Genomic DNA, 12,872 nt, shown 5'->3' with positions numbered 1-12,872 from the left:
TGGGCAGTAAAGGTACGAATATATTCTATTACCGAACAACTTTCGTTTATAGGTTGTTTTAATTTCAAAGAACCAATGTAAAAAAGAAAGGAGTATTTTTATGAAAAAATCCTTCGAAGAGGCCCTCAAACATAGAAGGACCTATTATTCGATAACAAATCAGTCTCCGGTTTCTGATGAGGAGATAGAGCGGATTGTCAATCTTGCTGTAACCCATGTGCCCTCTGCATTTAACTCTCAGTCCACTCGTGTAGTGCTGTTGTTGGGTGAGAATCACAAGAAACTATGGCATATTGTAAAAGAAACATTGCGAAAGATTGTTCCACCGGAAGTTTTTAAAACGACTGAAGCTAAAATTGATAATTCTTTTGCCAGTGGTTATGGAACTGTTTTATTCTTTGAAGACCAGTCGGTTGTGAAGGGACTCCAGAATGCTTTCAGTAGTTATAAAGATAATTTTCCGGGGTGGTCGTTGCAAACGTCTGCGATGCATCAGTTGGCGGTTTGGACAATGTTGGAAGATGCCGGTTTCGGAGCTTCCCTGCAACATTATAATCCACTAATTGACGAAGAAGTGCGTCATACCTGGCACCTACCGGAAGAGTGGCACTTGATTGCCGAAATGCCGTTTGGACTTCCTGTGCAAGGACCGGGTGATAAGGATTTTAAAGATCTGGATTCCAGAGTGAAGGTCTTTAAATAAGGTATATTCATTTAAAGAGGCCCGGAGTTGGTTGATCCCTGGTGGGGCTTAGGGACTTTTAATATTTCTGTGTTTGCTTCTTTGTGAAATTGATAGCCGTAGAGAGGTCATCAAGAGGATAAAGAACAAATTGTATGATAGGATTTCATCCGATTCAAAGTGCTAAAGTATTGGAAGAAAACCTGCTTAAGAAAGCAATTAAGGTTCATCTTAGGCGCTAAGATGTGTATCTCAGCACTCAAGATATACATCTTGGCAGCCAAGATGTATATCTTAGCGGCTAAGATGGAGAAAATGAAATGAAGGGGCATAAACAGGAAAGATACTAAGGAACATAAAATGATATAATAGACAAATATAGATAAAAAATACTGATATGCTATTGGATATCAGTAGTGCATCCGAAGTTTTACCTAAGAAACAGAAGGTGAAAGATGGAAGATCAAACTGAGCTTTTTGTATGGGAGATGCTTGAATTCAAGTTATAAATGCGACCCCTCTCTTCAATTTATCATTCGCATTCATAACTTGAATTCAGAGCATTATAATTAAAATGACGAGTATTCCTTTTTATAGTCAGTTTTCATAATTTTCGAAAACCTTCTTACAATCTCTGGATAGGCATATATTATATTGTGCAATTCGGATGGGTCATTATTTAAATCATATAGTTCTGCACCTTGTCCGTTATAATGAGGAATGTATTTCCATTTCCCCATTCGTAAAGCTACCTGCCCGGCATTATTTTGTGTCATAATATATGGGCGATAGATAGGTGCTTCTTTAGAAAGAAACAATTTGGATCCGTCACGGCTGTCATTTTTTTCTGAGTCTGGTAAAGTGCTTCCAATCAGTGAGGGTAAAGTGGAGAGTAAGTCTAAGTATACAAAGGGCTGCTCTTGAATAAATGGAGATTTCATCACTGCAGGCCATGAAAATATAAATGGAACTTTAGTTCCTCCTTCATGTAGAGAATACTTTTCACCACGTAGATTTCCATAAGGATTGTGTCCGTTTATATTCTCCAAAGCTCCGTCTTGATACCCTTCCTTTATCATAGGGGCATTATCGCTCGATATAATTAAGATAGTATTTTCGTAAAGTCCCTCCTTTTTTAAGATTTCTACTAATCGACCTATCAAATCATCAAATTCTTCTATAACATCGCCATACACACCTGCTTGAGATTTTCCTTTGAAGGCTTTGGAAGGGACTCGTGGTTCATGGGCATTGTGTGGAGCATAATACAAAAAGAATGGCGCGTCTTTTTGAGAATGGATAAATTCTTTCACTTTATCAAATAAATGGTCAGCCATTTTATCATCTTTCCATAATGCTTTTTTGCCACCTTTCATCCAACCGATACGACTGATACCATTTATAATGGTACCATCATGTCCCAAATGATAAGGCATGGATAGTAATTCGGGATGTTCAGCTCCTGTAGGGTATTTTCCTATTTTCTTTCTATATGAAACTTCTATGGGATCTTTAGTATCAAGCCCATCTACTCGTTCATTCTCAATAAATAAGCATGGTACTCTATCATTCGTAGCGGGAAAATAATAACAATAGTCAAATCCGATCTCATGAGGTCCCATAGAAATTTCTTCGTTAAAATTTACAGGATTGTTTTTACTGCCTAACCCTAAATGCCATTTCCCTACTAAACCTGTAGAATAACCTAACTTCTGTAACATTTTGGGTAAGGTGTTTTTAGCCGTATCTATGGAAAGGGGAGCATCAGCTGGTAAAATTCCTACATTTTTTCTCCATGCGTATTCTCCTGTCAGTAGGGCATATCGAGAAGGAGAAGAGGTGGAGGCCGGGGCATAAGCATTTGTGAATCTCACACCTTGGGCGGCTAAAGTGTCTATTGAAGGAGTTTTTATTTTTTCTGCACCATAGCAACCTATATCCGTATAACCAAGGTCATCTGCTAAAATACAAATTATATTGGGGCGTTGTTGAGAAAAAGTGTTCATGATACAACAACTTGCTCCAAGCATAAGAAATAAAGGTTTCATAAGTTATTTTTTTATTATAATAATGTATTATTGAATTTTTTGATAGAGAATATAAGTATGATTATTACTATGTTTTCATCTCCATTGTTCTCATAATATTAATTGTACTTACATTCTCTATTGTAATAAGTGAATTTTTACTCGATCAGCCTACTCACGTAAATTCGGATTTAAATTCTGTTCAGATAATGGTATAGGCCAAGTATAATCTTGTGGAATGCGGAAGTCTCGACGTCCCACATACCAGCGACAATTACCAGTAGGATCTACTTGTTTGGTAGCTTTATCATACTTTTTTGATTCAGGATAAGGAGCCCCCCAAATTGTGCCGACTAAGGCTTTATCAGCTATCTGCCAACGCATCACATCCCAGTAACGAATACCTTCAAATGCCAATTCCACACGGCGTTCGTTGCGTACCCTTTCGCGAAGTGTTGTAGGATTGGTATCAGTAATTTTAGGCATATTCACGTCAGTGCGCCCGCGTACTTTGTTGATAGTCGCATCCAAAATTTCTTGGGTGATGGGTTGACCGCTTTCAATCATACACTCCAAATAGCTCAATAATACTTCCGCATAGCGAACGATTGGGGTCACAGCACTGTAGCTGGTAATGTCAGTGATAGGTGCTTCGTTAAAATATTTTCTCCACATGAATCCGGTTTTACTTGTTTCTGACGAGTAGTCTAAACACTCTTTGGTCGCAGCATCATAGTCGGGGCTTATGCGGTATTCAGAGCCATTAAAGTTGGAACCGTTGTAGTAGATGGTGTAGTCTAAACGTGGATCACGGTTTTCGCCCAGATTTTTGTGATTGTAACGAGCATCGTCATAGCTGAACGCTGTACCATCATTGAACTCATATGCTTCGAACAGTCCTGCAGTAGGATTGGACAGGCTCCAACCACCATCTTTAGCTGAGAGACATTGCTGCGGCATGCCGCAACCAAAGTAATTTTCCAAGTATTCAATGTAGAAGATATTTTCTTTATTGGCCACACCTGTGGCAGGCCAGAATAGTTCAGAATATGTACTGTGGATGTCATTGTCACCATAATCCATAATTTCCTGATAAGCGGTAGCGGCACTATTCCAGTCTTGTTGCAACATGCAAGTACGTCCTAAGAAAGCTAGTGCAGCCTGTTTGCAGGCATGACCTGTTTGAGTAGAAGTGATGTCCTTGAACCGAGGTAAATCGACAGCTGCTTCTTTGAACTCGGTTGCACACCACTTTAGAATGTTGATTTGTGTCTCTTTAGTCACATTGTTGGCCTCTTCACCAGTCAGTACGGTAGTCACTAAAGGTACGTCTTTGAAATAACTGGTCAAGTAGTGATACTGGGTGGCACGTAAGAAACGGGCTTCAGCAATTTTTCTACGCGTAGTCTCTGTATCAGGACAATTTTTTATGCCTTTGAGGAATCGGTTACATTTGCCTATGCGCATATAGGCTGATTGCCAATATGACTTGATAAAAGCATTATTATTGGTTAGTCTACCATTTGAGATCTGGAAGAAGCCATTGGTCTCTCCTCGACGATCGAAAGCGTTATCCGACAAATGTTCCATAAACAGAAGTCCGTGATATGACCAAAAATCCGACACTCCATATTCTAAACCGTTTGTGATGCTTCCACGATATAGAGCGGTTAATGCCAGATCAGCATTTTTCTCATCGTTCCAAAAGTTCTCTTCAGCCAGGCTCGTTAGAGGAAATCTCTCCAAATCGCATGAAGAAAAAGCCAGGGCAGTCATCAATGTGATGACTGATAAGAATCTATTTTTTTTCATTGTATATTAGAATTTTACTGATAAACCAAATGTGTAAGTTGACATAGTAGGATAATAATTACCACCATTACTTGTGATTTCAGGATCCCATCCTTGTCGATAATTACTAAAAGTAAGAGGGTTATCTAATGACACGTAAAACCGCAAGTTCTCGGAACCGAATTTTTTAGATAGAGTTTTGTGTAATGTATAGCCCAATTGAACGTTACGTACCTTTACGAATGAAGCATCGAGTATCCAATAATCGGAAGTGAGTGTATTGTTACTGCCACCTTGTGAAATAGCTTCCAGACGCGGATATTTAGGGTATCGATTGTCCTGCTGTACGTTCCAGCAGTTTTCCATCTGCCATCTTTGGATATTTCCTTCTTGATAGAATGCATATCCTGCCCAACCTGAGAACATTCCGCTTACATCAGTTACTCCCTGAATCAGTACGCTGAAATCGAAATTTTTGTATTCTGCTCCTAAATTTAAACCAAAAGTATATTTAGGAATGCTTGTACCCAAATAAGTACGATCATCGGAAGTTACCTTGCCATCACCTGTAATGTCTACATAGCGAATGTCGCCGGCTTTTGAGCCTTTAGCGATAGATGACTGGTTGTACCATTCATCCACTTCTGCATCAGTCAGGAATACACCATCAGTTTTGTAACCATAGTACATGTTCATAGGATAGTTTATGAACAGGTCGCTACCGTTACCTACCATACCATTGGGTTGGGTGACATTACCCATACCCAATGTTAACACTTTATTTTTAATGATGGAGAAGTTGCCATTCAAATGATAGTGAAAATCGCCAATATGATTGCGATAGCCCAACTCAAACTCCCAACCTTTATTTTCTACGGCACCGGTATTAACTTGCGATACGTTCATACCGAAAATAGAAGAGTAACTGGCCGATGGCTTATAGAGTATATCAGAGGTCTTTCTGTGGAAGTAAGAAGCATTGAATGTTAATGAATTATTGAAGAAGGCTGTCTCTATACCAAAGTCATAAGTGCGTGTACGTTCCCATTTTAAGTTAGGGTCCACATAGGTTGTGACAGCAGCACCTTGGGTATAAACACCTCCAAACACATAGTTACTACCCAATGCATATACCGACTGATAAGGATAGTTACCAATGTTATTATTACCCAATACCCCATATGATGCTTTCAACTTCAAGTTGCTAAACCATGATGACAAGGATTCGTTCTCTTTCCAGAAGTGTTCCTCTGATATGCGCCATCCACCGGCCACTGAAGGGAAGAAACCAAACTTTGTGTCTGTAGGGAAGCGAGAAGATCCGTCGTAACGCATTGTAGTTTCAAATAGGTAGCGTTGATCGTAGTTGTAGGTTAACCGACCGAAAATTGATTGAATGGCCCAGTCGTATCCACCGCCACCGTTGGTTTGTCCGTCACCGCCGCCGGCATCCAAATAAGGTACATCATCTGAAGGGAAGTTAACGCGGTAGCCACTAAGAGTTCGCTGCCCTTCATCTTCCCAAGTGTAGCCAAACAATGCAGAAATATTATGCTTTTGAGCAATAGTAGTGGTATAGTCAGCTATGCCTTGGAAGGTTTTGTAGACTGTGCGATACATAGTCTGCTGCAAATTAGAGGGGCCAGTACTTTTGTCACCCGCTAATATTAAGTCAGCGCGATAAGCTTTTGTCTGGTTGAGTGTATAATTATACCCTCCGATAGCCTTCAATGTCAGTCCCTTGAGCGGTTTCCAGGTCAATTCCATATTTCCCTTGAACTTGTCATTATCTGCACGGTAAAACGATGCGCTGTTCATCCAAGCTACGGGAGTACCTGTTAGATTAGGTCCTAATCCTGGGTTTCCATTTTGTAGATAGCTGGGAGTCTTACCTGGATAGCGGACCGCATTAGTGATAATCCCTCCAGCGCCTCCTATATCGACAATACCTGGAGTAGAAGGTTCATGGTAATCGGAAATAACCCCTGATACGCGAATTCCCAAAGTAAAGTTTTTAGCTATTTCGGCATTCAGGTTAACACGAGCATTATATCGGTTATAGTAATTGTTTTCCATTAAACCATTTTGGCGGAGATAACCCATACTGGCCATGTACTTCACTTTGCCAGTACCACCGCTTACGCTCAATTCATGTTTGGTCTGTAGAGCATGACCACCTAACAGCTCTTCTAAATACATTTCATCGGCGTAATTATCAGGATCGCTTCCATCACGATACTTTTGAATCATTTCAGGGGTATAAGACTCTTTGCCAATAGCCATATTGTAATATTCGGCATATTCATAAGAGTGTGCCATATCGGGTAACTCGGTAGCTTGGTTCATACCGATAGAGGCATTGTAGATGATGATTGGCTTACCTTCTTTGCCATTCTTTGTGGTAACGAGAATCACACCGTTGGCAGCACGCGAACCATAGATGGCAGCAGAAGAGGCATCCTTCAGTACAGAGATATTCTCAATGTCGGCAGGGGTTAGGTCACTGAGTGAGCCGGGCATCCCATCTACCAAGACTAACGGGCTGGGGGTAGCTCCGAATGAACCTACACCACGCACTCGGATAGTACCACCATCATAACCAGGTTTACCGCTTGATTGAGTGATGGTTACTCCTGATAATTGCCCAGTAAGCATATTTGACACATCGGCTGTAGCTCGCGATTCCAGTTTCTTACTATCAACTGTGGCGATAGAACCAATCACATTCACTTTTTTTTGTGAACCGTAACCCACTACCACAACTTCAGACAAAAGCTTGGAATCTTCCGCAAGTACCACTTTCAAAGGCTTAGTGGGTACAGCAGCTACTTCTTTCGTCGCATAGCCAATATAGCTGATTATCAATATGGAATTCTCGGGTACAGATAGTGTAAAGTTACCATTTAGGTCGGTTATAACACCAATGGTGGTATTCTTTACCATCACACTTGCACCAATGATAGACTCGCCCTTGGCATCGACTACATTTCCCGTTACCTTTACAGCATGCTGCTGAGTGGTGAAGGTTGCGTTTGTTGCTGCTTTTACCTCGGAGAAAGGTGTGAAGCACACTGCACCTACAAGAAGCAGTGAGTGTAGCATTCTACAATAAATAAAATGTTTCTTCATACATGATAATAATTATTGAACCATCATTCTGATGATTTAAAGTTAATAATTTGAGAAAAGAATATAGGGTGCACCAAAATATATCGTTTAAGGGGGGTAAAATAATGTGGCTGATTCTTAATGTATAAATTATTGTTTATCTTTAATTGTTTTATCACTTGAATATATTTCTTTGTTGGAGCGAGATTGGTAGTTTGCATACACTTCATTAGACTGTAATGTAATTGGTGGACTTCCAGGCGGTTAGGCGGATTGCTGCTCAAGCTGGAATTGTATAGTAGGAGTTTATCAGAACTTGTATTGGTATCTAATACTAAAGTCAAGTTACGACTTTTATAAAAGTTATCAGTCATTTGGGAGCTTTTAAAATAGTGATTTGTCTTCATATCTTGTTTGCTTTCATTATAGTTTTTTTTATATATTTGTTTGATCTCTAATTAATATTGTTTTAGTTCTTTTTTATGAGGAAGCATAAGCTTCCTCATAAAAAAGAACTATGTCTCCTGAAAATAAGTCTGTGTACTCTATTTATTTACCTTATTATGATAATTCATTGATAATGCTTTGTTGCTTAGATCTGTCTTCTTCCCAATATAATATGGTAGTAATAAGTCTGGTTCCCCTCTTCCAGATCATCTTTTTAAGTGCTTAATTGGGGGGAGTGAAAAGACAAACATAATTTTTTGTGCTTTCCAAAGGAGCGTGGTATCCTATTGATGCTGATTTTATCAAAAATATGATAAAAGATGAACCATTCCAATAGGGTGATAATTTTTTGGGGGGCCAAAGACAAAAAGTCGTTGACAAGGAATTTTCGAACATATTTTCATAATATCATTTTTTTATATTGCAAAGTTATGAATATGAATTTAAAAAAAAATGCAGGTTCTAATTATATATATGTATTATATTACTATTTTTGTGGCATCAAAATCTATAAAACAAAAGATGTTTGACTTGCCATGTATAAAACTATGATTATGATGTAAAAATGAACTAAAAAATAAAAATGCTTATGGAAAAGGTCGCTGAAGGTTTTAAAGGAGAAAAGGCAATCGTAACTCCTTATAATATACGAAAGCTTCAAAGTGAAAATTCTATAACTCGAAGATTATTTGTAACTCACATAGGGTATTATCCCAATGCAGTTCACCATTTCAGAGAGAGAGAAAATGGATGCCCAGAGAATGTCTTAATATACTGTAAAGAAGGTTCTGGATGGATTGTATATAATGACGAGAAATATGTATTATACCCAAATCAAGCATTTATAATACCTGCAAATGAATATCATGTCTATGGTGCATCCGAGGCAACCCCTTGGAGTATCTATTGGCTACATTTCCGTGGGGAGGATGTTTCAATGTTTTCCTCAATTATAGGTACTTTAATTAGTCTTGAAGAATCAGATAAAAGCCGGCACGAAGATCGTTTTAGATTATTTGAAGAGATGTATCAGAATTTAGAAATGGGATATAGCCCTGCAAATTTAGAGTATATCAGTTTTTGCTTAATGTATTTTTTAGCCTCTTTTCAATATATTAATCAGTTCAGAGAAATAAAAAAAATAAAAGGGAATGATTTGATACAAGAGAGCATATCCTATATGAAAGAAAATATAGAGAATTCTGTTACTTTAGAGAACATAGCTCGGCATATTAACTATTCCGCTTCACATTTCAGTGCATTATTTTCTCAGAGAACATCTTTTGCTCCTATGGAATATTACAATTCTCTGAAGATACAGCGGGCCTGTTCATATCTGCAGTTTTCAGATTTAAAAATTAAAGAAATAGCATTTCGTTTGGGATACTATGATCAATTTCACTTCTCAAAAGCTTTTAAGAAAGAAATGGAACTGACCCCAAAGGAATATAGAAAGAAATACCAAGAAGTCAAACTAACGACGTTAAAATAGACCTTTATAAAGAAGTCGTTTGTAGAGTAGAAGTAAGTGTTCATAAGATTTATACTTGCATGCGAAAAGTTACCATCCGGGTTATTGGTTGTTCTATTAATAAATATCTATCTTTGCACCAAAATGCCGTTTGCTTATGATTCGTATATTTCTGACCGGCTATATGGGGGCCGGGAAAACTACGTTAGGAAAAGCTCTCGCACGAGAACTACATGTCCCATTTATCGATCTGGACTGGTATATTGAAGAACGTTTTCACAAGGCGGTCGGAGAATTATTTACCGAGCGGGGAGAGCCCGGCTTTAGAGAACTTGAAAAGAGCATGTTGCATGAGGTCGGTGAATTTGAAGATGTGGTAATCTCTACAGGGGGAGGAGCACCTTGCTTTTTCGACAACATGGAGTATATGAACCGGGTTGGTACTACTGTTTTTCTGAATGTAGATCCCAAAGTGCTGTTTCGCCGGTTACGGGTTGCCAAGCAGCAGCGCCCCATACTGCAAGGAAAGGAAGATGACGAACTGTTTGATTTTATAATACAGGCGCTTGAAAAACGTTCATCTTTTTATCGTCAGGCTAAATATATTTTCTGTGCTGACGAATTGGAGGATCGTAAGCAGATTGAAACTTCCGTGCAACAATTGCGCAAACTTCTGGATTTGCACATAGTAAGCTAAACTCTAAGAAAACTTATTTTCTGATTCGGCAATCATTCTTTTTCTTCTCTATTTTTTGTTCAGTCGACCAATATTACTATCTTGCAGTCGCTGTGAGGTTTTGTGCCTTCCGGTATCTTACAACCCAAATAAAACGATCAGACAATTATGGAAACTTTAAAAGAGAAATTCGAAGCCTTATCCCGTCAAGTCCGGGCATCCGGGAAACCTGCCGCCGCATGGTTCCCTCAGTTTACACCTGCTACATTGCTGAATGCCGAAAACTGGTGGGAAGCACTTGCTGTATGTGAGTACGCATTGGATACACAGGAAGATGAAACGCTTACAGCTGACTTTTTTGAGCTGATATTCAGTGCATACGATTGTAATGTAGAGGTGGATCTTAATGAAGAAGAGTATGCTTATTGGTGGGAGAAGGTGATAAGTATATGCGATCGTGTAGCTGTATTTAACGGTGCCGGTTGGTCGCAGAAAGGTGCGCAATATTCAGAAGCCCGTTATGGGACACGTGATCTCAGTCTCTTATTTCCTTATTATGAGAAGGCGGCAGCTATGGGAAGCCCGGAAGCTGAGGCAACCGTTGCCTATTGGCGTTATATGGGCTTCTATTGTGAACAGGATAAAGCGGAAGGAGAGCGCCGCTTTGAGGCTCTGTCTTCACCCGAGGCTGTGTTATGGGGAAAATACTACCGGGCCTATGCCGAACAACACACCGGTAGTAAAGAGAAAGCTTTGCTTATGCGGAAAGAACTGCTTGGTGAACTCCCTGAAGGACACCGTCTGCGTGCTCATGTTTATGCCGCTATGGGCGATGCACTGGACGTAGAAGAAGGAAATGTGGCCGAAGAGGCAGCATGCTATGAGAAGTCTCTTGAACTTGTTCCTAATTTATATTCTCTCAAGAATCTGGCTACGCTCTATTTCCGTTATCCGGAACTTGGTAAAAAGAAAGAGTTGGCGTTTGAGTTATGGGAGAAAGCCTGGCATGCCGGTGTATGGTCTGCAGCCAATTTCCTGGGGTATAATTATCAGGAAGAAGAGTGGCTTGATATGCCTAAAGCCATTGAATGGTTGGAGAAGGGAATGCTTTACTGCGAATCGTATTGCGCCTATGAATTAGCTCTGATTTACCTTTATAATGATGAGTATAAAAATGTAGAACGTGGTTTAATGTGCCTGCAGCGTTGCATTGACGATAATTATGTAGAGGCTTTTGAGACTCTTGCTAATATTTACTTTAACGGTGAATTGGTGGAAGAAGATATCCAACGTGCACGGCAGTTGCTGGAGAAAGCTATTGAATTGGGGTCCGGTAATGCGGCCTACCGTATCGGTTGGATGTATGAACGTGGATTACTTTCCGAAGATCCGGATTACCTGAAAGCCATGGAGTATTATGAGAAGGCGGCATCTATGAATAATGCTGACGGATACTCCCGGGCGGCTCTTTATCTGGCTAACGGATACGCCGGTGTTACGGATGCTGAGAAGTCAAAAGCCTATTATGAAAAGGCTGCGGGGTTAGGTTCATGCTTTGCATTGGTAGAGTTAGGATTCTTATATGAAAATGGAGATGTGGTAGAACAGAATTATGGGAAAGCTTTCGAATTGTTTCAGAAAGCCGCTGAGGAGGAGTACCCTTATGCAATGTATCGTGTAGGTCTTTATTTGGACAGAGGAATCATCGGTGAACCACAACCCGTAGAGGCATTCGCTTGGTATGAAAAGGCGGCCGGAAGGGGAGACGGAGATGCAATCTTTGCTCTCGGACGTTGCTATAAGAATGGGATCGGTACGGAAGAGAATCCGGATAAGGCTCTCGAATGGTTTGCTAAAGGGGCGGATAACAACGAACCGCGTTGCCTTACCGAGTTAGGACTGGCTTATGAATATGGCAGTGGGGTAGAAGAGAACCCGCATCAGGCAGTTGAATACATGACCAAAGCGGCCGAACAAGATTATGGCTACGCTCAGTTTAAGATGGGAGATTACTATTTCTTTGGTTATGGCGCTTGTCCGGAAGATAATAAACAGGCTGTGGAGTGGTATGAAAAGGCGGTCGCTAATGATATTCCCTTAGCTATGCTGCGCATGGGTGAGTATTATCTCTATGACTATGATAAACTGAATGAATCGGAGAAGGCTTTCAACTACTTTAAAAAAGCTGCTGAGGCAGAATGTTATAACGAAGGCCTGGGAATCTGCTACGAGATGGGAATCGGGGTGGAGGACAATGAAACCGAGGCGTTTAAATATTACACGTTAGCTGCGGACAGTGGAAATGTCATGAGTATGTACCGCACCGGACTGTGTTATTACAATGGGGTCGGTGTAAAACAGAATTATGCAGAAGCCTACCGTTGGTTTAATGATGCTGCCGGAAATGAGAATGTGGCTTCTTACTATTATTTAGGCAAAATGCTGATGTACGGTGAAGGTTGTGTGCCCGATGCGGAAACAGGTATTCAATGGCTGATGAAGGCTGCAGAGCATAACAGTGATAAAGCACAGTTCGAACTGGGTAATGCTTATCTGATGGGAAACGGAGTAGAGGAAAATGATGAGATTGCCATGGAGTGGTTTGAGAAGGCTGCTGAGAATGGAAATGAGAAAGCCTTGAAGATTACAGGAAGAAGACAACGCTAAAGT

7 protein-coding genes are annotated in these 12,872 nt (G+C 40.1%); 4 read left to right on the top strand and 3 right to left on the bottom strand.

The window, feature by feature from the left end; translation table 11 throughout:
* Nucleotides 1-100: 100 nt before the first annotated feature.
* Nucleotides 101-703: a nitroreductase family protein gene (locus JZY04_RS12400; protein ID WP_005779392.1), complete on the top strand. Its 603-nt coding sequence runs from the start codon at nt 101-103 to the stop codon at nt 701-703.
* A gap of 548 nt (nt 704-1,251) precedes the next feature.
* Here the strand turns inward: JZY04_RS12400 and JZY04_RS12395 are convergent.
* From JZY04_RS12395 to JZY04_RS12385, 3 genes are all read right to left on the bottom strand, one after another.
* The gene (locus JZY04_RS12395) at nt 1,252-2,730 is read right to left on the bottom strand and encodes a sulfatase-like hydrolase/transferase (protein ID WP_122142631.1); all 1,479 of its coding nucleotides are present in this window, start codon (nt 2,728-2,730) and stop codon (nt 1,252-1,254) included.
* A 150-nt stretch (nt 2,731-2,880) separates the two neighbouring features.
* Nucleotides 2,881-4,521 carry a RagB/SusD family nutrient uptake outer membrane protein gene (locus tag JZY04_RS12390; RefSeq protein ID WP_122142630.1) on the bottom strand — a complete coding sequence of 547 codons (1,641 nt, stop codon included), beginning with the start codon at nt 4,519-4,521 and terminating at the stop codon, nt 2,881-2,883.
* A gap of 6 nt (nt 4,522-4,527) precedes the next feature.
* Nucleotides 4,528-7,629, bottom strand: coding sequence for a TonB-dependent receptor (locus tag JZY04_RS12385; RefSeq protein ID WP_122142629.1), 3,102 nt, complete (start codon nt 7,627-7,629; stop codon nt 4,528-4,530).
* A 1,015-nt stretch (nt 7,630-8,644) separates the two neighbouring features.
* Between JZY04_RS12385 and JZY04_RS12380 the strand changes: the two genes are divergently transcribed.
* The 3 genes from JZY04_RS12380 (at nt 8,645) to JZY04_RS12370 (ending at nt 12,869) form a co-directional block, all read left to right on the top strand.
* On the top strand, nt 8,645-9,547 hold the full coding sequence (locus tag JZY04_RS12380; protein ID WP_022011212.1) for an AraC family transcriptional regulator: 903 nt from the start codon (nt 8,645-8,647) through the stop codon (nt 9,545-9,547).
* 136 nt (nt 9,548-9,683) lie between these two features.
* Nucleotides 9,684-10,223, top strand: a complete 540-nt coding sequence (locus JZY04_RS12375; RefSeq protein WP_022011213.1) for a shikimate kinase — start codon at nt 9,684-9,686, stop codon at nt 10,221-10,223.
* A 147-nt stretch (nt 10,224-10,370) separates the two neighbouring features.
* On the top strand, nt 10,371-12,869 hold the full coding sequence (locus tag JZY04_RS12370; RefSeq protein WP_122142627.1) for a tetratricopeptide repeat protein: 2,499 nt from the start codon (nt 10,371-10,373) through the stop codon (nt 12,867-12,869).
* The last annotated feature ends 3 nt before the right edge of the window (nt 12,870-12,872 follow it).

The sequence above is a fragment of the Bacteroides sp. 11BF genome (assembly GCF_019633765.1).
Taxonomy (GTDB): domain Bacteria; phylum Bacteroidota; class Bacteroidia; order Bacteroidales; family Bacteroidaceae; genus Bacteroides; species Bacteroides hominis.
The sequence above is the reverse complement of the archived record's forward strand: the minus strand, read 5'-3'. Positions and strand labels throughout refer to the sequence as shown.

Coding starts and splice junctions, on each gene's coding strand:
- JZY04_RS12400 (WP_005779392.1), top strand. CDS start 101: ATGAAAAAATCCTTCGAAGAGGCCCTCAAACATAGAAGGACCTATTAT.
- JZY04_RS12395 (WP_122142631.1), bottom strand. CDS start 2,730: ATGAAACCTTTATTTCTTATGCTTGGAGCAAGTTGTTGTATCATGAAC.
- JZY04_RS12390 (WP_122142630.1), bottom strand. CDS start 4,521: ATGAAAAAAAATAGATTCTTATCAGTCATCACATTGATGACTGCCCTG.
- JZY04_RS12385 (WP_122142629.1), bottom strand. CDS start 7,629: ATGAAGAAACATTTTATTTATTGTAGAATGCTACACTCACTGCTTCTT.
- JZY04_RS12380 (WP_022011212.1), top strand. CDS start 8,645: ATGGAAAAGGTCGCTGAAGGTTTTAAAGGAGAAAAGGCAATCGTAACT.
- JZY04_RS12375 (WP_022011213.1), top strand. CDS start 9,684: ATGATTCGTATATTTCTGACCGGCTATATGGGGGCCGGGAAAACTACG.
- JZY04_RS12370 (WP_122142627.1), top strand. CDS start 10,371: ATGGAAACTTTAAAAGAGAAATTCGAAGCCTTATCCCGTCAAGTCCGG.